At 55.4% G+C, this 22550-nt stretch carries 20 protein-coding genes; 18 read left to right on the top strand and 2 right to left on the bottom strand.

What is annotated here, in order from left to right; genetic code table 11:
• Window positions 1-470 precede the first annotated feature (470 nt).
• The 18 genes from WBG83_RS07445 (at window position 471) to WBG83_RS07530 (ending at window position 20497) form a co-directional block, all read left to right on the top strand.
• Entirely contained in the window at window positions 471-1820 is a 1350-nt protein-coding gene (locus tag WBG83_RS07445) for an LLM class flavin-dependent oxidoreductase (RefSeq protein ID WP_336744069.1), read from the top strand.
• A 198-nt stretch (window positions 1821-2018) separates the two neighbouring features.
• Entirely contained in the window at window positions 2019-2495 is a 477-nt protein-coding gene (locus tag WBG83_RS07450) for a response regulator transcription factor (RefSeq protein WP_336744071.1), read from the top strand.
• A gap of 158 nt (window positions 2496-2653) precedes the next feature.
• Window positions 2654-3649, top strand: a complete 996-nt coding sequence (sbnA, locus tag WBG83_RS07455) for a 2,3-diaminopropionate biosynthesis protein SbnA (protein ID WP_336744073.1) — start codon at window positions 2654-2656, stop codon at window positions 3647-3649.
• A gap of 16 nt (window positions 3650-3665) precedes the next feature.
• Window positions 3666-4724 carry a 2,3-diaminopropionate biosynthesis protein SbnB gene (sbnB, locus tag WBG83_RS07460; RefSeq protein WP_336744203.1) on the top strand — a complete coding sequence of 353 codons (1059 nt, stop codon included), beginning with the start codon at window positions 3666-3668 and terminating at the stop codon, window positions 4722-4724.
• Between the two features lie 113 nt (window positions 4725-4837).
• A complete protein-coding gene (locus WBG83_RS07465) occupies window positions 4838-6778 on the top strand; it encodes an IucA/IucC family protein (RefSeq protein WP_336744075.1) in 1941 nt (646 codons plus the stop codon).
• A complete protein-coding gene (locus WBG83_RS07470) occupies window positions 6775-8631 on the top strand; it encodes an IucA/IucC family protein (protein ID WP_336744076.1) in 1857 nt (618 codons plus the stop codon). The genes WBG83_RS07465 and WBG83_RS07470 overlap by 4 nt, the downstream gene beginning before the upstream one ends.
• Window positions 8625-9401, top strand: a complete 777-nt coding sequence (locus WBG83_RS07475; protein WP_336744077.1) for an HpcH/HpaI aldolase family protein — start codon at window positions 8625-8627, stop codon at window positions 9399-9401. The genes WBG83_RS07470 and WBG83_RS07475 overlap by 7 nt, the downstream gene beginning before the upstream one ends.
• 98 nt (window positions 9402-9499) lie before the next feature.
• Window positions 9500-10726 (top strand): type III PLP-dependent enzyme, encoded by a 1227-nt coding sequence (locus WBG83_RS07480; RefSeq protein WP_336744205.1) that lies wholly within the window; start codon window positions 9500-9502, stop codon window positions 10724-10726.
• Between the two features lie 2 nt (window positions 10727-10728).
• Window positions 10729-12708, top strand: coding sequence for an IucA/IucC family protein (locus WBG83_RS07485; protein ID WP_336744079.1), 1980 nt, complete (start codon window positions 10729-10731; stop codon window positions 12706-12708).
• A gap of 216 nt (window positions 12709-12924) precedes the next feature.
• Window positions 12925-13056 carry a hypothetical protein gene (locus WBG83_RS07490; protein ID WP_336744081.1) on the top strand — a complete coding sequence of 44 codons (132 nt, stop codon included), beginning with the start codon at window positions 12925-12927 and terminating at the stop codon, window positions 13054-13056.
• 204 nt (window positions 13057-13260) lie between these two features.
• Complete coding sequence (locus WBG83_RS07495; protein ID WP_336744083.1) at window positions 13261-13542, top strand: tetratricopeptide repeat protein; 282 nt, start codon at window positions 13261-13263, stop codon at window positions 13540-13542.
• A 312-nt stretch (window positions 13543-13854) separates the two neighbouring features.
• A complete protein-coding gene (gene rbsK, locus WBG83_RS07500; RefSeq protein WP_336744085.1) occupies window positions 13855-14781 on the top strand; it encodes a ribokinase in 927 nt (308 codons plus the stop codon).
• Window positions 14782-14886: 105 nt separating this feature from the next.
• The gene (locus tag WBG83_RS07505) at window positions 14887-15297 is read left to right on the top strand and encodes a GNAT family N-acetyltransferase (protein WP_336744087.1); all 411 of its coding nucleotides are present in this window, start codon (window positions 14887-14889) and stop codon (window positions 15295-15297) included.
• A gap of 248 nt (window positions 15298-15545) precedes the next feature.
• Window positions 15546-16643, top strand: a complete 1098-nt coding sequence (locus tag WBG83_RS07510; protein WP_336744089.1) for a stalk domain-containing protein — start codon at window positions 15546-15548, stop codon at window positions 16641-16643.
• A 193-nt stretch (window positions 16644-16836) separates the two neighbouring features.
• A complete protein-coding gene (locus WBG83_RS07515) occupies window positions 16837-17103 on the top strand; it encodes a DUF1294 domain-containing protein (protein WP_442955805.1) in 267 nt (88 codons plus the stop codon).
• A 14-nt stretch (window positions 17104-17117) separates the two neighbouring features.
• Window positions 17118-18074 (top strand): 3'-5' exoribonuclease YhaM family protein, encoded by a 957-nt coding sequence (locus WBG83_RS07520; protein ID WP_336744091.1) that lies wholly within the window; start codon window positions 17118-17120, stop codon window positions 18072-18074.
• A 331-nt stretch (window positions 18075-18405) separates the two neighbouring features.
• A complete protein-coding gene (locus WBG83_RS07525; RefSeq protein WP_336744093.1) occupies window positions 18406-19452 on the top strand; it encodes a YiiG family protein in 1047 nt (348 codons plus the stop codon).
• 1 nt (window position 19453) lies between these two features.
• Entirely contained in the window at window positions 19454-20497 is a 1044-nt protein-coding gene (locus WBG83_RS07530; protein ID WP_336744095.1) for a DUF3829 domain-containing protein, read from the top strand.
• A 188-nt stretch (window positions 20498-20685) separates the two neighbouring features.
• Here the strand turns inward: WBG83_RS07530 and WBG83_RS07535 are convergent, their stop codons facing one another.
• Both WBG83_RS07535 and WBG83_RS07540 read right to left on the bottom strand, forming a co-directional pair.
• Window positions 20686-21600, bottom strand: a complete 915-nt coding sequence (locus WBG83_RS07535; RefSeq protein WP_336744097.1) for an L-lactate dehydrogenase — start codon at window positions 21598-21600, stop codon at window positions 20686-20688.
• The gene (locus WBG83_RS07540; protein WP_336744099.1) at window positions 21597-22385 is read right to left on the bottom strand and encodes a formate/nitrite transporter family protein; all 789 of its coding nucleotides are present in this window, start codon (window positions 22383-22385) and stop codon (window positions 21597-21599) included. Before WBG83_RS07540 ends, WBG83_RS07535 begins: the two co-directional genes overlap by 4 nt.
• Window positions 22386-22550 lie beyond the last annotated feature (165 nt).

The following is a 22550-nucleotide window of genomic DNA, read 5'->3' on the forward strand; positions in this document are numbered from 1 at the left end:
ACTTTTAACAGCACCAATTGAGTTTCATTATCAATGCATAAAAAATCTTCCTGCCGGAACAGCGGACGGAGCTTTATCCCCACCGTATGCGGCTGTCCGGCTATTTTGGCAAGGCCTTCCACATCGGCGCTCTTTAATCAGGCAACCATCCCCGCATCTGAAGTTAAATATAACCGGATGCGGGGTTTGTTTTTTCAAAATTCAAATAAATAACAAATTAGACAATATAAAGTTATTGTGTTATTATCGATAATGATAATCAATATCAACAAATACGATGGGTAAAGGGGGAATTGATTACAGCTATCATTTGTGCTTTGTGTACAGCTTGGAGCGCAGCGGGGCGATTCCAGTCCGCGTCTCACTTCCTGCCGGCCGCCCCGCTATTTCAGTTTCACTGTTTTGTCGCTAGTGGTTGATCCATTCGTAGTTGCGGGTAAAAAATGATGTAGAGCAGAGGAGCCGTTGAAATGAATACAAAAAAACGTCAAATGCATCTGAATTTGTTTGTGTTGAATACAGGGCACCATGAAGCGTCCTGGCGTCATCCGGATACACTGCCGGGCGCGGTGACCGATATTCGCTACTACACCAAGCTGGCCCGGATGGCCGAGCAGGCCAAGATGGATTCATTGTTCATTGCCGATGCGCTTGTGCTGACGCCGGCAATTAAATATAAAATCGGCGGCGCTCTGGAGCCGCTTACACTACTGTCGGCGCTGGCCGTCGCAACAGAGCGGATCGGGCTTATCGGCACCGTGTCCACCACCTACAGTGAGCCGTTTAATGTCGCCCGGATGTTTGCGTCGCTGGATCACATCAGCCAGGGGCGAGCCGGATGGAACAGCGTCACCTCGGTAGGGGATGCCACCGCGTTGAACTTCGGCCTGGAACGGCAGCCTGAGCACGGGGACCGTTATGAGCGGGCCAAGGAATTCCTGGACGTGCTGAAGGGGCTGTGGGACTGCTGGCACGATGATGCCCGGGTAGCCGACAAGCAAACGGGCTTGTATACGGATTACGATCACAAAATTTCCGCCCTCAACCACAAGGGCAAATACTTCTCCGTCTCCGGCCCGCTGAACATCTCGCGCTCGCCGCAGGGGCATCCCGTGCTCGTTCAGGCAGGCTCCTCCGATTCCGGCAAAGAGCTTGCTGCGGAAACCGCGGAAGTGGTCTTCACCGCACAGAATACGATAGCGGGCGGGCGGGCTTTCTACGCGGACCTGAAGGGCAGAATGAAGAAGTACGGGAGAGACCGGAATGAGCTCAAAATTTTGCCAGGCTTCAGCCCGATTATCGGGGCCACCGAGGCGGAGGCCAGAGAAAAGGAAGCGATGCTGAATGAGCTTACTACCCCGGCCTTCGGTCTCATCCGGCTGTCCAACTCGCTGGAAATCGATTTGTTTCAATATCCGCTCGACGGGCCTGTGCCGCTGTCGGACTTGCCTTCGCTGGATCAGATTAAAGGGCAAAAAGCGCGTTTTCAAATGTTTGTGGACATGGTGCGCAAAGAAAATTTGACTATTCGCCAGCTGATACTCCGTACAGCCAGCGCGCGCGGGCATTATACGATGGTAGGAACCGCAGAGCAGGTTGCGGATGAAATGGAGCAGTGGCTCCTTCATGAGGCGGCCGACGGATTTAACGTGATGCCTCCGTATTTCCCCGGGGGACTCGAGGATTTTGCCAATCAGGTGATACCTATTTTGCAGGAGCGAGGCTTGTTCCGTACAGAGTACACCGGCACGACCTTGAGGGAGCATATGGGGCTGAAGCGTCCGGAAGTAAAACAGGCGCAGCCGAGCTTTACAGGGTAAACAACCGGCTTCCAGGCCTCGGTGGAAGTTCTCTTCAGCCCAGGCAGCCGTCAAATCGACTCAGCCTGATCGAAGCAGCAGGCACACTCGTTTCTTTCCAGCATAACCGCATGTGCAGCCCAGCGGTGTATTTTGCCATGTCCGAAAACACGATGAGGATTAACAAATAGACGTTCCGACCCGGGAGGAGAGAGAAGGATGACAGTCCATACATTAAAGCTTACCTTGGATTCGTATGTTCAAAGCGAGGGGGAGCGGGAAAAGCTGGCCTATCTGCATAGTCTCATCGTCAGGGAGGTATCGGCGATGGATATTGGCGAACGGGTTAAAATTACTCTGGAATGCGGTTCCGTAAGCAGCGCTAATCCGGCATCTCACGCAAAGCAGCTGGTGGTGGCGGGAGCCGACATGGAGCCTATGCACAGCGCTGCGGGCGGCCCAATCGTAAAGCTTAGCGAGCGGCAGCGGGAAATTGCCATTATGCTGTGCAATCATTATTCTGTGCGGAAAATCGCCAAGGCGTTCTATGTTTCGGAAAACACGGTCAAAAAGCATGTTCAAAACATTAAAAAAACGTTGGAAATCGAGGACTCCGGCGCCGATTTTATTTTCAGCCTCAAGCAGCTTATCTCATCCAAAAAAACCGAGGAGCCGGTCGCGTATAGTTATAACTGATGTGCGGGTCTACTCCGATTGAATAAATATGATTATTCAATTGAATAATTTACGCTATCTTCCGGGATATGTTACGATTTTAATGCAGGTATTGGTTGATAATGAAAATCATTTTCAAAAAAACTGCAATTCGGAACAAATCCTAAGGAGGAACCTGAATGTCGCAAACCATGCAAGCGGAAACGTCCATCGCATCTGTCAAAGGCTCGATCGCCGATTGTGTCGGCCATACGCCGCTCGTTCATTTAAGCAGACTGTTTCCGCAAAAGCATGTGCAGGTCGTAGCCAAGCTGGAATATATGAATCCTGGCGGCAGCATGAAGGATCGTCCAGCCCGGTACATTATCGAGCAGGGACTGCGCAGCGGGGCCATCCATACCCGTACGCACATTATTGAAAGCACCTCGGGCAATCTGGGCGTCGCGCTGGCGATGATCTCACGTATTTACGGCTTAACGGTCACATGCGTCGTCGATCCCAAGATCGCCACAACGAATCTGAATATATTGCGGCAAATGGGCGCAAACATCGAGATGGTGGAGGAGCGCGACGATCAGGGCGGCTATTTGCAAACCCGCATCCGCCGGGTCAACGAGCTGCTTCAGCAGGACCCGAACGGATTCTGGATTAACCAATATGCCAATGAAAACAATTGGCGGGCCCATTACGCCGGAACCGGCACGGAAATCGTGAATGACCTCGATTATGCGGACATTCTCGTAGCCGGAGTAAGCACGTCGGGCAGCATCATGGGAACGAGCCGCAAAATGCGCGAGAAATTCCCGTTTCTGCGGGTGGTAGCGGTGGACGCGGTTGGCTCCATCCTGTTCGGCGGAGCGCCGGGCAAGCGGGAGCTGCCGGGCATCGGGGCCAGCCGGGTGCCGGAGCTGCTAAACCATTCCGAGATTGACCACGTCTTCCATATCAGCGACAGAGAGTCGGCAGAAGGGTGCCGGGCGCTGCTGCTGAAGGAAGGGATTTTCGCCGGCGGTTCCTCCGGCTCCATCGTGGCTGCAATCGGCAAGCTGCTTCCGTCTCTGGAGACCAGAGCCGATCGCCCGCTTCGGGTGGTTACGCTGCTGCCGGACCGCGGGGATCGATACCTGGACCTCGTATACGATGATCAATGGGTCGCCCATTTACCCTCCGAATAGAAAGGTGAGAACAATGATGAACTCAGTCACTCCAGAAGCAGCAGCCTCCCGGGGCCAGTCCGGCTCCGCACCTACGCTGCTTTATTTAAACCGGGAAGCGATCGCCGCTTTGGGCGGCGGTTCCTCCCGCTTATATGCCGAAGCCTTGGAAGAAGCATTGACGCTGCATGCCGAGGGAGACTTCGTGCAGCCGCTGAAGCCGTATTTGCGGTCGGCCGGGAAGGAAGGGCATATTGCAGACCGGATTATCGCCATGCCCGCCCATATTGGCGGAGAGCAGCCGTTGTCCGGCATCAAGTGGATTGGAAGCAAGCATGACAATCCTCAGGTCAGGGGGATGGAGCGGGCCAGCGGGGTTATCGTGCTGAATGATGCCGAGAGCCATTATCCGGTGGCCGTAATGGAGGCGGGGCTTATCAGCAGTATGAGAACGGCGGCGGTTACCGTTGTGGCGGCCCGCTATTTGGCCCGCCAAGGCTTTCAGGAACTGAGCTGCGTCGGCTGCGGGCTGATTGCCAAGGCCCAGCTGACCTCGATGCTGGAGCATTACCCGCACGTGGAGCGGGTTCATTTGTATGACCAGTCCGGACAGGCGGCGGAGAAGCTCTCCGAAATTTTGCGCGTGCTGTTCCCGCAGGTGCGGGTTACGGTTCATTCCAGCGCGGAGCAAGCCGTAAGACAAGGCGAGGTAGTGATCACCTGCACAGTGACCGATACACCATATATTCATTTCGACTGGCTTCGCAAAGGGGCATTCGTGAGCAACATCTCGATTATGGATGTGCATAAGGAAGCCTATATTTTAGCGGACAAAGTTATTGTAGACGACTGGGAGCAGTCGAACCGGGAGAAAAAGGTGCTCAACCAGCTTGTCCTGGAGGGACGCTTCTCCAGAGAGCAGCTTCATGCCGAGCTGGGAGAAATCGTAACCGGCAGCAAGGCCGGCAGGGAGAAGGAAGAGGAGATTATTATATTGAACCCGATGGGGATGGCGATTGAGGATATCGCTTGCGCCCGCCGTATTTATACCGAAGCGCTTAAGGAAGGAGTCGGCTTGCAGCTGCCGCTTTATTAGGACGGGGAATGCGGAGCAGACGGACCGCAAAGCTGCAACAACCTTCGGAAACGTTATGCCGTGCAAGCGGTCAAATCGCAAATCAGGAACATGTGAGGAAGGGAGATCAGAGCATGCTGCCCAAATATGAGCTTCCTTTAGCGGAAACGGCGGATTGCCGCGTGCTGGCAGAGCAGGCGGCTGTCCGGGGAATGCTGAACTGCTACCTGCGGGAAACCGGTATCTATGATCCGCGGTTATCCATGGCGGCGGGAAGCCGAGAGCTGTTCACTGAAGAAGCCGGGATAGCCTCGGATGGACACGGAGAACAACGCTCCGGCGCTTCGGCAGTTACGCCGGCCGATGCTCGGCTGCGGCTTGTGCTGGGCCGTTTGGAGGGTACGCAGGAAGAGGCCTTTGCCGTTCATTTGCCCCGAAGCGGGGTATGGATAGCGGGCCAGCTTAACTACTTCTCTGCGACCGGACAGCATCAGTACGGAGCTGCCTTGTATACGTGGAACGAACGGGATGGGGAGGTACAGCCGGCATTGCCGGAGCAGCTCATCGATCGGCTGCTGGCGGAGGTGAGCCTTCGTGATCAGGAAGCGGCGAGAGAGCGCCGGGCAGCGGAAATGCGGGGACAGATTACTAACAGCATCCGGCGGATGGCGCTCTATCTGGAGCATGCCGCCGTGGACCGGGAAGCTGTCGGCATCAGGCCGCTGGACTATATCCGGTCGGAGCAATCGCTTCTGGCAGGACATCCGTTCCATCCGACACCCAAAAGCTCGGAAGGGTTCACCGACGCCGAATTAGGCCAATTCGCGCCGGAGCTGGGAGCTTCATTCCAGCTTCATTATATGGCCGTTTCCAAGGAGCTGCTGATCGAAGAATGGATTGGGGAGCCGTTCCCTGTTCCGTCGGCGGTTCAACGGACGGCGGCGGAGAAGCTCGGACCGATGGCGGACGGATACTGCCTGCTGCCGCTTCATCCGTGGCAGGCCGAGTATGTCTCTGCGCTGGGACCGGTCCGGCAAATGAAGAAGCAGGGCAAGCTGGTCGATTTGGGCCCGCTCGGGGAGCCGGTCTATCCGACCTCATCGGTGCGCACGGTGTGGGACCCGGCGGCCGGGGTGTTTTACAAGCTGCCGCTTCATGTCCGGATTACGAATTTCATCCGGGAGAACACGCCTAGTCAAATCAGGCGAACGATGGATGCCGCACTTGTTCTGCGGCAGGCGTTCCGGCAAGGCGCACGCGGGGGGTATGAGCAGGACGGCATGTGTATTTTGCCGGAGACCGGCTTTCAGACCGTGCAGGCCTTTACGACAGGCGGCATTTCGGCCCTGGATCGGGAGCAGCTGCTGGCCAGCTTTGCTGTCGTTTACCGGCAGGCTGAGGAAATCGCGGGGGCCAATCAAGCGAGCTGCTTTGTAATCGCTTCTTTGCTGGAACAGGTGCCGGGCCAAAACGAGCCGCTGCTGTTTCAGGCGGTGCGGCAGTCCAATCAGGGTCTCCTGCCAGACTGGGGGGACTGGCTGCTCCGGTATTTGGAGCTCTCCCTGCTGCCGCTCATCCGCGTATTCGCAAGCAAAGGAATCAGCCTGGAAGCGCATGTCCAGAATTCGCTCGTGAAGCTGGAGCAGGGTCTCCCGGTTCGCTATTTTGTGCGCGATCTGGAGGGGATTAGCATCAGCGAAGCCAAAGCGGCCCGGCTTGCATGGGCTCCGCAGGTGGTCCCGTCAAACAGCCCGGTACTGTACACCGAGGCGGAAGCATGGCTGCGTCTAAAATATTATTTTATTGTCAATCACCTGGGGGCGCTCATTCATACCATTGCCAGAGCGAACCGGCAAGACGAGCTTGTTTATTGGCGGGTAGCGCGGACACTGCTTGAGGAGCAGCTCGCGCGCAGCGGTCCGGAGGATGAATGGACCGGCTGGCTGCTGGATTTGCTGACGTGCCGCGAATTGCCGGCGAAGGCCAATCTGATCAGCCGTTTTCAGGAACGGGGAGAAACGCCGGATTTCATTACGATACCGAATCCGATTTACGAATGCGGGGGGAGTCGATGAGTGTGCAGCAGATGACAGCTGCGGCAAGTGGCGCGCAAATCAACGACGGAGTGGAAGCCATCCGCTCGTCGGCGTACAAAAAGGTTGAAGGAAGAATGATTCGCCAGTTGGTTGAGGCGCTCCTGTACGAGCAGCTTGTTCCTTGCGAGCGAATAGTGGCTGCAGCTCCCGGTGAAGAGGATCAGGCCGTGCTTCGCGGACTTGAGGCCGGAGGGGAAGGTGCGGCCTATGTCTGCTTTTACCGGCAAAAGCAAAGCTTCGGGCGCATCCGGCTGAGCCGATCGAGGCCTGTGGAACGGGTCGGGGCGGACGGAACCCGGAGCGAGGCCCGGCTGGCGGATTTCGTGATCGAGGTGCTCGGAGGCGTTGTGCAGCCGGAGCGGCTGCGCCAGTTTATGGAGGAGCTCGGGCAGACGCTGCTGAAGGATACCCAGGCCCATCATGCGAATCCCTATGAAGAGCTGACCGGGGAACAGCGGCACTATGATGAGCTGGAAGGAAACATTTTGGACGGCCATCCGTATCATCCGTGCTACAAATCCAGAATCGGCTTTAATCTGGAGGACAATGCCGCCTTTGGTCCGGAATTCAAGCCGGAGCTGAAGCTGCTGTGGCTTGCGGTTGCGAAGGAGGAAAGCGAGCAGGCCAGCTCGGCCTCCCTTGTATATGACGAATTCCTGCAAGCGGAGCTTGGGGCCAAGGTATGGGAAGGGTTTGCTGCGAAGCTTGCTGCGGCAGGACGGCAGCCGGATGATTACCGTTTCATCCCGGTTCATCCCTGGCAGTGGCGGGAAACGCTGATCCGTGTTTTCCACCGCCAGCTTGCCGAAGGACGTATGGTTGTACTCGGCGAAGGTACGGATGTATACCGCCCGCAGCAATCCATCCGTACCTTAGCGAACAGCTCCCGGAAGGAACGGTCTTATGTAAAGCTGCCGATGAATCTGATTAACACCTCGACCGGGCGTATGCTGGCGAAGCATACCGTGCTGAATGCGCCGATCATTTCGGATTGGTTAAGCACTTTGGTGCAGCAGGATGAGGATGCGCTCCGGCCGGATTTCATCCTGCTCCGGGAAGAAGCTGGAGCAGCGTATAACCATGAGTGCCTGCCGGAGCAGCTTCGGTCCACGGCCTACGGGACGCTCGGGGTGATTTGGCGGGAGAGCCTGCACCGCTATTTGCTGGAAGGGGAAGAGGCTGTGCCGTTTAACGGCTTGTGCCATGTACAGCGTTCGGGGCGACCGCTCATCGATCCGTGGATACGTGAGCAGGGGGTTGAGTCCTGGACGGAGCAGCTTCTGCAGGCGGCGGTTGATCCTTTAATCCATCTTTTGTTCGCGCACGGCGTGGCTTTGGAATCTCATGCCCAGAATATGATTCTCATCCACCGTGGCGGCATCCCGGTCCGGACGGCGTTTAAGGATTTTCATGACGGAGTCCGTTTTTCACGCGGTCATTTGGCTAAGCCGGAGCACTGCCCGCAGCTGCATGCGCTCTCGGAGCATCATGCACGGGTCAACCCGAATTCGTTTATCGAGACGGATGCTGCTGCGGTTGTTCGGGATTTCGTACACGATGCCTTTTTCTTTATTAACCTGACCGAGCTTTGTTTATTTCTGGAAGAGCATTACGGCTTGCCGGAGCAGCAGTTCTGGAGAATGACGGCCGGACGGATTCATGAATACCGCCGCCAGCATCCGCAGCATGAAGCGCGCTTTCGGGCCTTCGATTTGTTTGCGGAAACGATTCAGGTCGAGCAGCTGACCGCCCGGCGTTTGTTCGGGGATACGGAGGTGCGTCTTCAGGATGCGCCGAATCCGCTGTATCCGTTCCGGGAGGCCTCATGCTGAAAAAAAACCGGCTGAAGCAGAAGCTGGCCGAAGGCTTGCCGGTATTCGGGCTTCTGGGCTCCATTCCTTCGCCTTTGGTCGTAGAAATGGTAGGCTGCGCCGGATTTGACTTCATCATTATCGATACCGAGCATGTGATGGTCAATCCGGAAACGCTGGAGCATATGATCCGCGCTGCGGAAGCGGTCGAATTGACCGCTCTGGTTCGCGTATCGGAGCCGAATCCAAAAGAAATACTGCGTGTGCTGGACGCCGGAGCGCTGGGGATTGTCGTTCCCCATATAGAAACAAAGGAGCAGGCCGAGCTGATTGTACGCTCCTGCAAGTACAGCCCGGAGGGCATGCGCAGCCTGAATAGCGGCCGGGCGGGTCAATTCGGCAAGTTTGATTTGACTCGTTATATCCGGGAGGCCAATGAGGAAGTGATGGTTGTTCCCATGATCGAGAGCAGGCTTGGCGTGGAGCAGGCGGAACACATCTTGTCCGTGCCCGGTATTGATATGGTGCTGGAGGGAGCGGCGGATTTGTCCCAATCCTACGGCATTCCGTGGCAAACCCGCTCACCGGTCGTCAAGGAGGGGCTCCGTCAGGTTTATGCCGCTTCCCGTAAGTGCAGAGTTCCTTATTGCGCGATTCCCCGCGCTGCGGAGGACTATGCGGAGTGGCAGGGGCTCGGGGTGAATGCGTTTGTACTCGGCGACGAACGCGGTGTCGCCTTCCGGGCGCTGCGCAGCCATCTGCAGGCTTTCGCCCCGGCAGCCGGAACGTGATGCCGATGGCGGCGAAGCCATTAAACCGGGTTCATACACAAAGTCAAAACACGCAGCTGCGGGCTGCTGAAAGGTGCAGGTGATTGACGTTGAAGCAGGTGGTTCTGGAACGCAAGGTCGTATCTGTTATTGAGCAGTGGAAGCGGGAGAAAGCAGACCCGGTGTGCGCGTTTTTGTATGATTTGCCAGCTTTGCGGGAGCGCGGAGAGCAGTGCATCAGCTCTCTTCCGCAGGGCTGCCGCTTATTTTATGCGATGAAGGCCAATCCGGATCGGCGTCTGCTGGAATGTCTGGCTCCCATTGTCCATGGCTTCGAGACGGCATCCATCGGTGAAATTCGCAAAGTCCGGGAGGTATCGCCAGACAAGCCGATTATTTTCGGAGGGCCCTGCAAAAAGGATTCCGAAATCCGGGAAGCGCTCCAGCACGGCGTGATGCTTCTTCATGCGGAGAGCAAACACGAGCTGCGGCGCATTTCTTGGATTGCGGGTCAGCTCGGTGTGGTCGCGTCAGTTCTGATTCGCGTCAATCTGCGTGCATCGTTCCCCGAGGCGACCCTGGTGATGGCCGGCCGCCCAACCCAATTCGGAGTAGATGAGCAGGAGGCGCCCGAGGCCATCCGTTTGGCGCAGTCTCTGCCGCATTTGAGACTGGAGGGCTTCCACCTGCATTCCATATCCAATAATTTGGATGCCCGGCTGCATGTCCGGCTCGTCTCTGTCTATCTGGAGCGGGTGAGGGAATGGCAGGAGCGCTTTGAGCTGAAGCTGCGGTATTTGAATGCCGGCGGGGGCTTCGGAATTTCGTACACCGATCTGGACCAAACCTTTGCGTGGCCGGAGTTCACGGATGGGCTCACCCGGCTGCTGGAGCAGCAGCGAATCCCCGGCGTGGAGCTTTTGTTCGAGCCGGGCCGTTACTTGGCCGCCGCCTGCGGCTATTACGCTGCCGAGGTGATTGATTTGAAGTGCAACCACGGCAAGCACTATGCGGTGCTGCGGGGCGGATCGCATCATTTCCGGCTGCCCGGGGCCTGGCAGCACAGCCATCCGTTCGAAATCATCCCCTTGGAGCAGTGGGAGTATCCGTTTGAACGTCCTGAAGTGCGGCATGTTGAGATTACTGCGGCCGGGGAGCTGTGCACGCCGAAGGATGTACTGGCCAGGGACGTGAATGTTGCCCGGCTTCGTGCCGGAGATGTGCTGCTGTTCCGTTACACAGGCGCATATGGCTGGACGATCTCGGCGCATGATTTCCTGAGTCATCCTCACCCGGCGCATATTTATATGGACGATGCAGCCGCAGGGCCAAAAGGGGAGGAATAACAATGGATGTTTTAACGCCATCGCCCTATTCCGCCGGGTCCAATATCCCTTTCGGTACAGAGGAAGGGATTTTGTCCGATTTGATTAACGCCTTCTTGGCTGAAGCGATTTGGGCGGAGGGGGGCCGGGGGCAAACGCTGCCCGCCGGACAATGGGAGCCGGGAATTCCTGCTCCGCAGGAGCACGGGCCGGAGGACATTCGGCTCTTCCGCTGGCAGCTGCAGGCGGACCCGGGCTGCGCGCTTTATTTTCCGGTTGTACCAGGGACTATTCAAGCTTGGCGGTACTTGACCGGATCGGGGATTTATGAGGTGTTTACGAATAAGAGCGGTGCTCCTGAGCGGATTTCCCCGAAAAGTGCGGCCGGTGAGCACAATGAGGCGGGTCCAATTCGACTTGACGCGATGGACGTATTCAAGCGGGTGACGAAGGAGCTTTACGGCCAACAAGGGGCCGATTCCGCTGACCATGGCGCGTCCCGGCTGTTGAAGCTGCTCGGGCTGTCCTTGGAGCAAACGCGCTGGGCCGCGGAGCTGGCGCAGCAGGTGTCTTCGAGAACCGGTGCCGGGGCTGGAGGCAGCGCAGCAGGTCGTCTGATTGAACTGGAGCGAATCGCAGCCTTCCGCGACCGCCCGTTTCATCCTGCAGCCAAGGCGAAGGGCGGCTGGACGCAGGCCGATTATGCCGCGTACAGCGCCGAATCCGGCAGGACGATAACCCTGCAGTGGGTGGCTGTCCGGCGCAGCTGCCTGCTGGAGGGCAAGGCGGACGGCGGACGGGCCGCATTGGACAACACAGGACCGGCGCAGCTGCTGCTTTCGCCTGTGGAGCGGCAAAGCGTGGAACAGGCGATGGCCCGGCAGGGGCTGTCGGCGGAGCAATATATGGCTCTCCCCGTTCATCCGTGGCAGCTGTCAGCCGTACTGCCGCAAATGCTGCCGAAGGAGCTGGCATCCGGCGTCTGCGTTCCGCTTGAGCTTGAGACGGGGCATTTTCTGTCTACCTCCTCGGCCAGGTCGCTTGCGCCCCTGGATGGCGGGCCTGTGCATGTCAAGCTGCCGCTCGGCATCGTTTCATTAGGCGCGGTCCGGTATTTGCCCGCCGTGCACATGATGAACGGGGACCGCGGGCAGCGGCTGCTGGAACAGGCGCGCCAGACGGATCCCGTGCTGAAGGAACGTCTTCTGCTCTGCGATGAGTCGAATTGGTGGGCGTACTTGCCGGAAGGCGGTGATTTGTTCGACGATCCTCCGCGTCATTTATCCGCCTTGGTCCGCCAATATCCAGCGCAGCTATTCGGCAAGGCGGACGCGGGGCTTATTCCGATGTCGGCTTTGGCCGCGCGGGACCCGGTTCAAGGGGCGCACGTATTTGAGGCCTTGCTGGCGCAGCGGGGGCAAACGGTATCGGAGGAGACGGTGCTCGGGCTGTTCGGCGAGGTGTGCCGGGAGTTTTTCCATATCAGCCTGCGTCTGTTCCGTCTGGGCGTAATGCCGGAGATTCACGGTCAAAACGCCGTGCTTATTATGAAGCAAGGCAGGATATCGGGCATGTTGCTGCGCGATCATGATTCGGTGCGGCTCCATCTGCCCTGGATGGTCCAGCATGGCCTGGCCGACCCGTGCTACAAAATGAAGCCCGGCTATCCGAATTCACTGTATAATGAAACGCCGCAGAAGCTGCTTTTTTATGTTCAAACGCTCGGAATTCAGGTTAATCTGTATGCCATTCTGGAGACTGTGGCCGGCCGCTACGGGCTGACGGAGCAAAGGCTGTGGCACATATTGAAGGAGCGTCTGCTTCAAGCTGTGGAGCTGGCGGATTTGCCGCAGGGCGTGCGCGCCATTGTGGAGCAATCTCTTCTGCACGAGCCCCGCTGGCCATGGAAAAATATTATGAAGCCCCTTTTGGAGCAGCAGGGAAGTCCTTCGGGAAGCATGCCTTCCGGCTTCGGGGAAGCGGTCAATCCATTCCTGTTCTGAAACTGAATTCCCAGTGGTCATTTTGAACCGGACTGGCTCGACCAAGCGGGCTAAACCCAGCAGCGCCGTGTCTTCGCAATCCGCGAAAACCGGCGCTTTTTGTCGTTTTGTTTAGAATTTGTTCAGAGCGGATTTGTATACTACGAGTAGTATCGTATACAAGCAAGCTGCGCAAAGGCCGGTGAAAAACCGGCGCCACCTTGTGGAGGGGGCGGTATGGCAGCCGTACCAGCTGGCGTCGGCTCTGAGGCATATACTTCAGGCTGCCAGGCGCAGCCCGGCACAGCCCGGAAAAGCCCGGCACAGTTCGCCTTGGTCCGTACCAATCTCCAGCCGGCTGACGCATAATGGAGACCTGCACCCGGCATAAAACAGGAGCAGCAATTGGGGGAATTTAGTGAATCTTAGGGGTCAGGCTGAGCCGCAAAGCATGGGGCTTTGCTAAACGGGTCCATCAAGAGCGGCAATATTTCCAGCTTGGCACAATTAATGGCATAACTTGGCGAACAATTCATGCCGGCGTAACGAACCGGAGCACAGGAGATGATGGGAATGACGGATCTTGCTGAAGCGCATTATCGTTTGGCGTGTATTTGCCGGAAAATCGAGGACTTTGAGCATGCTATAAGTCATCTGCAGCAGGCGCTGGAGTTTGGATACAGCGAATACTGGGTGAGATTCCAGCGTTCCTTGGTTTATATGGATTTGGGACAGCTTGAGCGGGCGAATCAGGATGCGCACCATTGTCTGGCTCTGCTTCCGTATGGCGATCATCACGAGGAGCTGCAGCGGCATCTTCTGGCTGTTCACAGCAAGCTGGAGCTGGAAAACTAGGCGCAGCGGCCTTTTTTGAACAACGCTGTATCTGTGTGAATGAGTCCTGCTCGCCCGTGAAGTGCGCCTGACGGCGTGCTGAACGGGTTTTATTTATTTGTGAGGCTGTTTATTTGTTTCTGCGCATATGCGGCTGCTCGGCTGCCGTTGCCCGTGAAGCACTGCGCGTGAATGCCATTTCAAATATCCGGTCCACTGGACCAGGGAGGCCGCCGGACAGGACGGTTCGTTCTGGCATTCTTCCCGCTAATGGGGTAAGCTTATAAACAGAGCCTGGACAGTGTTCACATCAGGAAGGAGCTTGTTTCATCCATGTCTCAAAAAGCGAAAATTGCCGTTGTCGGCAGTATTAATATGGATTTGGTTGCGACCGTAACACGCTCTCCGGTGCCGGGAGAAACGATTTCAGGGCAGCATTTCGCCATGATTTCCGGCGGCAAAGGAGCGAATCAGGCGGTTGCGGCAGCGAGGCTGGGGGCCGAGGTAACGATGATCGGCTGTGTCGGAGACGATTTGTTCGGAGTCCAGCTAACAGCCCAGCTCCGGCAGGAGGGAATTGATACACAATATATCCGTACTGCTGCGGGCCAATCGACCGGCGTTGCGCTGATACAAGTGCAGCAGGAGGGCGGAAACAGCATTGTAGTGGTCGCGGGCGCGAACGGAGAGGTTACGCCGGAGCAGGTAGAAGAGGCGGAAGCGGCCATCCGGTCTGCCGATGTACTTCTGCTGCAGCTGGAGATTCCTTTGCCCGCAGTGCAAAAAGCTGCTGAAATCGCCCGCCGTCACGGGGTACGGACGATTCTAAACCCGGCGCCGGCTGTTCCATTGCCGGAGGAGCTGCTGCAGAGCGTCGACCTATTGACGCCGAACGAGACGGAGGCGGCGATTTTGACGACCGGCGAAGCCCGGTTTGACGGGGGCATCACGGATCTTATCGGCGCTCTCAAGCGGATGGCGGGGGGGACCGATGTGCTGATTACGCACGGCGAGCTGGGGGCATTCTACCAAATCGGAGATACGGCCGGACATCAGCCCGCCTACAACGTGAAGGCCGTGGATACAACGGCCGCCGGAGACTGCTTCAATGCTGGAATTGCTGTCCGCTGGGGAGAGGGAGCGGAGCTGCCGCAAGCGTTCCAGTTCGCCTCCAAGGCGGCGGCTCTGGCGGTCACCCGATTCGGAGCGCAGACGTCCCTGCCGGTAAGAACGGAAGTGGAGCGGTTTACAGGCGAATAACAGTCTCAGGCAGACGGGTACTGCGTCTTGCTGGCGCGGCTATTATTTTTAGCGTCCGCTTGGAACGGATAGGGAAAAACAGTGAACTCAGAAGGAGCAGGCACCATGGAGATCAGAACGATAGCTTGCGAGCAGACATGGGAGCTGCGGCATCAGGTGATGTGGCCGGACCGGGAGCTGGACTATGTGAAGCTGCCTGACGATCCGGATGGTGTTCATTTCGGCCTGTATGCGGGAGATGTGCTCGTATCGGTTATTTCCCTCTTCAGGCAGGACGGCGCAGTTCAGTTCCGCAAGTTTGCGACACTTCAGCGGGAGCAGGGCAAGGGCTACGGAGCCAAGCTGCTCGAGTACGCTATGGAGCAGGCGCGCTCCTGGGGGGCGGAGCTGATCTGGTGTAATGCCCGGACCAACAAGGCAGGCTATTACGAGAAGTTCGGGCTGGCGCAGACGGATATCCGATCAAGCAAGGGCGGCAAGGACTACGTCCGCATGGAAATGCGGTTTGTTCGATAGCTCCATACAACGCTTTGATATGAAAGCTGTGGCGGCTTTCGTGAAAGGTGCTGCCACAGCTTTTTTGTCTCGTAACGGGAGGATATATGTATGTATTCTGCCTTTTGCCGGTGGTACGATGTTTCACTGAATGATGGCGGCCGGTCACTCCTAAGGTTAAATTTTGAAACCCGATGCCCATTTTTGCGTATTTCATGTAGAAATATGCTGAAATTTGTTAGATGAAGTCGAAAAGGGGAGGGTTCATTTTGAAAAAACGTTGGCTCACCGTAGCCGCCGCATCCACGGCGATGGCTATTTTTTTACAGGCAGGCAGTGTGCTTGCAGCTCCGAAGACGATTGATGTCGCGATGAATCAAATCGTGGTGAAGGTGAATGGCAAAACCGCAGACAGCAGCAATTTGCTGTACGAGGGAACGACCTATGTCCCGATTCGCAGCATCTCCGAAATGATGGATTTGCCGGTTCATTACTATGAAGCGACCAACACGGCATATATCGGGCAGCTGCCGGCAGGGGAAATTCCCGATGCGGTCATTGATGCCTGGGAGATAGAAGAGGGCCAGCCGCAGGCGCAGGATGCTGACGCCAAGCAAAGCGGCCCGGCGCAAATCGATGCCGTGTTTGATCAAATCAAAATTAAAGTGCATGCGTTTCCGGTAGAAGGCAGCAACCTGCTGCATAACGGTACGACCTATGTGCCGCTTCGGGCGGTATCGGATATTTTGGAGCTGGATGTCTACTATCACGAGCCAACCTCCACTGCCTACATTGGCGATATCCCGACAGGGGAATCGGAGGCAGGCAGCCCGGCGTCAGAGGGATCATCGAATTTGTTCCCGACAGAGGAATCGGAGGCAGGCAGCCCGGCGTCAGAAGGATCATCGAACTTGTTCCCGATAGAGGAGCCTACTGCGGCAGCAGGCTCTGCATCCCCGTTCTACAGCGTGCCTGGGGAGGGAGAACATGCCGGCTGGCAAGTGTTGAAGGGGCATGAGTATGAAGGCCGCTTTGAAATTTATTTTGAAGTGGATGGTTCAATCCTGAAGACGAAGGTAGAGGATATCCGGGATATCGATCTGGATCAGACCGTCGAATGGGTGGATTTGGAAGGCCGGGTCGTACGCAGCAGCCTACGCGATGTTTATCAAATTTTCGGGGCATTTAGCGAGACATTAACCGATTGGCTGTATGCCACCTTCGGAGATCTTTACCTGGATTGGCTGGAATCCTCTACGATTAATGCGACCGAGCTGGTCGAGGATTATTTGGTAGAGACCGGCCAGCTTACCGTGCCGAGCAGTGGGATTACACTTCAGCCGGACACGCAGTTCTATACGGAGTAAGTAAAGAGCTCCTCAACCGAAAAACGGGCATCGCTTCTGACCTCAGGGCGGTGTCCGTTCTATATTCATCGGGATTTTGCAATTGCGCCGAGATTTTTTTTCGAGAATGTACGTTCGCAGCCGTTATTTTGGGCGGATATTCATGTATAATTGAGATCACCGGGAAATGGATGCATGAAAGAGGGGTGAGCGCTTGAATCTGTTCTACATATACCTCATGATTATTAATTTTGTGGCATATATGTTGATGGGCAGCGATAAATCAAGGGCGCAGCGGCGAGAACGGCGTGTGCCGGAAAAGCATCTGTTTGCGCTGGCTGCGGCAGGCGGATCGCTCGGTGTCTGGCTGGCGATGCGGCATTACCGGCATAAGACGAAGCATGCCTCCTTTGTGTTCGGCATACCTTTGATTGTGCTCGTTCAGGCGGCCTTGGTTGCGCTGCTGATTGGAAAGTTGTAATTGGAGGGGAACGCGTGACGTTAATTAAGGATTTAGTACCGCAGGATGAATTTACCGGGTTTTATTTATTGAAGGAACTTGATGTGAAGCAAACGAACAACACGCCGGCCAAGGATTATTTCGATATTGTGCTTTGCGATGCCAGCGGCCAGCTGTCAGCCAAATATTGGGATGTGTCGCCGACAGACAAGGAAACGTTTTTTCCGATGGGACTTGTGAAGGTGCAGGGGATTGTCCAGCTATACCGGGAAAAGCCGCAGATCAAAATACTGCGCTTACGCAAAGCGGTTGAGGACGATGGGGTGACGCTGACTGATTTTATCCGTTCCGCGCCGATCCGGCCGGTGGATCTCGTCTATACGATTAAGCAAGCGCTGGCAAGCATTCAGGATGCCGAAATCAAAGCGATCGTCTCCTACTGTATCACGAAGGTGGAGGAGAAGCTGATGCATTACCCGGCTGCCAAAACCCACCATCACGCCTATTTCGCCGGTTTGGCGTATCATATTGTCCGCATGCTGGAGCTGGGGGAATTCATCTGTAAGCAGCGTCCGTTCCTGAATCCGGATGTAATCAAGGCAGGCATTATTCTTCATGACATTGCAAAGCCCGAAGAAATGGTCGCCCAGCTCGGGATTGTGTCCGACTACAGCAAGGAGGGCAAGCTGATTGGGCACATTGCAATGGCCTCCAGCTGGATTACGGAGGCGGCCTTGGCCAGCGGCATCGATTTGGGCTCCGAGCGAGTTCTCATCCTGCAGCATCTGGTGCTGTCGCATCACAATCTGGGAGAATGGGGCAGCCCGGTTCAGCCGCAAACGGCGGAAGCCGTAGCGCTGCATTACATCGATTCGCTGGATGCCAAGCTGCAGATGGTGGAGGATGCTCTGGACTCCACACCGTCGTCGGAGCTCTGGACCCAGGCCATTCGCGGCTTGGAGAACAAGCCGGTTTACCGGCCGCAATTTTAATTTTTTACTGGATGCTTGTTCAATAAATCTCCTGCAATCCCGTTGTAGCGCGCGGAAATGCAGGGGATTTTTTTGGTTATCGAAAGGGCCCGGCGGAAGCTGCATACCCGCTTTGAAAAAATGGCGGTTTTAGCCGTTTGCGTGGCGGGAGGCCGGAGTTACCTGCGAAAGATAACTTTTTTTTCCAACTAAAGTACCAGAAAAAAGAAAAAAGCGGAAATATGGACTATAGTGCCAAGTAATTAGGTGTGTTAAATTTTACTCTATTGAGTCAAAATGCCATCTATTAGAAAAAGATGAGTATGATTACAATGGGGGACAAAGGTACATCATGAAAAAGCTTTGGACAAATTTACTGGTTTGTGCACTAATTACATCTCTTCTTGCCTCATGCGGCAAGCCTGCCGACTTGGCTGCGGCTCCGGACAGCCCGGATGCGCCTGTCAAGAAAACGGATACCGCGTCAAGCGCTGCGGACAGGGAAGCGGATACCGCAAAATATAATTCGTACATCGAAATCAGCAACTATATGCTGGGCAACCTGAATGACATTATGGTCGCGTATACGAAGGAATTCGGCATGGAGGACGAATTGAAACCGAGAAAAAACTTCAGCGGCTACAACACTTTGCCGATTATGCAATCTCATAAGGATGCCGTGGACAAGGCGCTCGCTTATACAACCAAGGAGCCGTCCTACGGCGCGGCCGATGAGTCGGCCAAGGTCATTATTCCAAAGATGCAGCTGTTTATGAACACGCTTGTCGATGTAGCGGCCTATTATCAGTCCAAGGCGTATGTGGACGATAATTTTGCAAAAGGCAAGGAGCTGCACAAGCAGGTCATCACCCAGTACATGGATTATGCCGTAAGCGCGGACCCGTTCTTCGCAGATTTTGAAGCCATCACGGTGAAGAAGGATGAGGAGGATTTGGCTATGCTGAAGAAGGAAGATTACCTGATCCGCTACCATGCCAAGAGCATGGTGATGCGGGCCAAGGACATTCAGCAGGCGTTCTCCGAGGCGGAGATTGGGGACGATAACATCTTGGACTATGACGTCAATGCGTATAAGGAGAAGTATGCGCTGCTGACCGAGGACATTGCCAAATTCCTGGAATATACACAGGACGATGCCCGGAAGAAGAAGGAAGGCGTGACGATGCTGCTTCCTGCGTACACCTCCAGCATTGAGGGGGTAAAGGTCACGGCGACGGACATATTGCAAATTTTGGAGACGAAGGATATCACAATCAATTCCGAAACCAAAGGCAAGGTGAGGACCGGGGGAGGAAATGCGATCGTAAGCAGGTTTGACACCAAGGTGTCCGCCTTGATTAGGTCCTACAATATCTTTAACCAGACGGGGTCGTTCTAGGATGAAACGGTTGAAGTCATGGCTGCGTGCCTGCTCTCTTCTGCTCATCATCAGCTTTTTGTGCGCGGGATTGGCGTCTTGCGTAAGCCCGAAGCTGCAAAAGGCGATTCCAATGACGGACAACGAGCAGCTGCTCCGGCAAAAGATAGGCGCTTATACGGCGTTAGCGGTCTTTATGAAGGGGAAGCAGAACGATTTGCTGGAGTATTATTTCCTTCATTTCGGCGCGGCGGAGCCACTCGCTGTGGACAGCAAATCGTCCAAGCTTATGACCGGGATTTTCCTTGAGTTTAAAAACAAAAAGGAAATCGATCCGTATTTCGGCTACGCCGACAAGCAGCCGGCGCTGGACGAAGCGGACCGCACGCTGAAGGAGCTGTATCCGAAGTGGAATGAGCTGATGACCAGCATCATCGAAGCGGATTCCTACTATAAAATGAAATCGTATGTGGATGATGATTTCGCGAAGGGCAAGGAGCTGCACCGGAGCATACTGGCCTTGCGGGCGGAGGTCAAGCCTTTGACAGACTCGTTTCTGGCACAGTTCGGCACCCTGCTGGCTGAGCAGAGGACGGCAGAGCTGAATGATTTCAAGTCCAAGAACCTGCTTGTTACCTACTATGCGCTGAACACGATTGTGGCTGCGCGGGAGGTGGAAGCGGAGCTGAACAGACAGGGGCTGACGTACCGGAATGTAACGGATTTGGATACGGTGGAGTTTCAAGGCAAGTATGAGGTGCTTGTGGAGAGCGCCGGTCAATTTCTCGCGTATTCAAAGGACGCGGAGCGGCTGAAGCAGGAAGCGCTGGACTACAATGTGAGCTCCATGGATATTTTCCGGGCGAGGGTGGTCAATCTGAAGGCGGCTGCCACTGACATTCTGATGAAGGCGAAGCAGGAATCAGCGAAGGAGCGCCAGAGGCCGGCCCAGGTTACGCCGGGGATGTACAAGTCGGGCATGCCGGAGCATTTCTCCAAGCTGCTTGGTGAAACCGAGCTCCAGTATATGCAGAGCATTGACCAGCGGTATCAAGTCGACAAGTAATCAAACAAAAGTAATCAAACAAAAAGTAATCAAACAAAAAGTAATCAAACAAAAAGTAATAAACAAAAAGTAATCAAACAAACAAAGCCAGCCTTTGGCTTCACCACGTGGTGAAGCCAAAGGCTGGCTTCTTTAATGGACATTCATTTCACAGACGTACCTCGTCGGTAAGTCCCGCTTACCGGCAATTACTCCGAGATCGATTGAATCAGGTCCTTCAGCTTGTTTGCAGAGCGGTGCAGCAGCTCCTTTTCCTGCTCGGACAGCTGGATATCCAGCACCTGCCGGACGCCCTGCCGGTCCACAATGCAAGGCACGCCGAGATACACATCGGATACGCCGTGATAGTTATCGAGCAGGGTCGATACGCACAGCACGGCGGATTCGTTCCTGAGAATGGCCGTGACGATGCGGTCAAGCGCCAGGGCGATTGCATAGTAGGTCGCGCCTTTGGCTTCGATAATCTGATAAGCGGCATCGCGGGTGTTGGTAAAAATTTCGTTCTTCGCTTCTTCACTGAGCGTAATCTCTGAACCGGCCACGTTAGCCAGACTCCACACCGGCAGCTCGGAATCGCCGTGCTCCCCGATGATGTGCGCGTGCACGCTGCGCGGGTCGAGATCCAGCTCCTCGCCAATCAGATAACGGAAGCGGGCGCTGTCCAGCAGGGTGCCGGAGCCGATGACCCGGTTGACCGGCCAGTTCGATTTTTTCAAGGAGAAGTAGCTCATAATATCGACCGGATTGGTGGCGAGAAGCAGAATTCCGTCTTCGTTATATTTCAATACCTCTGAAATAATGCTTTCATAGATAGCAACATTGCGCTTCAGCAGGTTGACACGGGTCTCACCCGGCTTCTGGGCGGCTCCGGCGGTTATGATGATGATATCCGCATCGCGGCAGTCCTCGTACGTGCCGGCCCAAACCTTGGTGCCGCCGATAAACGGCAGGCCGTGATTCATATCAAGCGCATCCCCGACTGCTTTTGCATGGTTGGCATCGATAAGGACGAGCTCATCCATTCTGCCCCGCAGCAGGAGCGTATAAGCGGTAGTGGAGCCAACGGCGCCAACGCCGATAATGACGATTCTTGTTTTTTTCATTTGGAAATCTCCTCTTCAAACGGTTTGTTAACGAAATAATACATAAAGCCCATCAGCAGCGCCCCGCCTGCAAGGTTTCCAAGCGTTACGGGCACCATATTATGAAGCAAATTGGCGACCGACATGGCCGGAGGATGCTCCAGGACCAGCGCGATGGCGAACGTGCACATATTGGCGATGCTGTGCTCATAGCCCGAAATAAAGAAGCAGAATACAAACAGCATCATTGTAAACAGCTTGGGCCCGTCTCCTTGCAGCCCCATCGGGATAAAGAAGGCCAGGCATACGAGCCAGTTACACAACAGCGCGCGGAAAAACAGCTCCAGTACCGGCGCCTCCAGCTTTTTGTCGACGACACTCAGCAGAAAGCCGTTGACACTCGGGTCCTTGAACAGTCCCGTCGTCCAAATCAGGAAGGCGAAGAAGAGCGCGCCAATCAGGTTGCCCGCATAGCTCATCAGCCACAGCTTGATCACTTCGCCCCAGCGCAGCTTCTTCCTCAGCGCAGCAAATGTGTAGTAGAACGTATTGCCGGTGAATAAGTCGCCGCCTCCGTAAGCGATCAGGATAATCGCGCCGCCGAAGGTAAGCGCGGCCATCGGGTACGTAAGGGGCGAATGCTCCAAATAAAAGAAGCTTCCCGTTTTGAAGGCCACAATGACCCCGAACCCGATAAACATACTGGCCAGCATCGCACGCAGGAGGTAGCGCACTTTACTCGCTTGAAACACGCGATGCTTTTTTAAAGCCAGCTTCTCGACTTGTTGTAATGGAACGTGTTCCATCCCGCATGAACGCTCCTTTCTGGTAGACATAGCCATACTTTAACATGGTTAGGATCGGATGTTCTGTGACAAATATCACACACCGGCAAGGCTCGAAGGCCTTTAACTAAATTTGATATTTTTTTGACCAAAAAGTGAAAATTATTTGAACAAATTCATATCCTA

Origin of the sequence: Paenibacillus sp. y28, from assembly GCF_037137075.1 — a bacterium.
GTDB lineage: Bacteria > Bacillota > Bacilli > Paenibacillales > NBRC-103111 > JBBBNV01.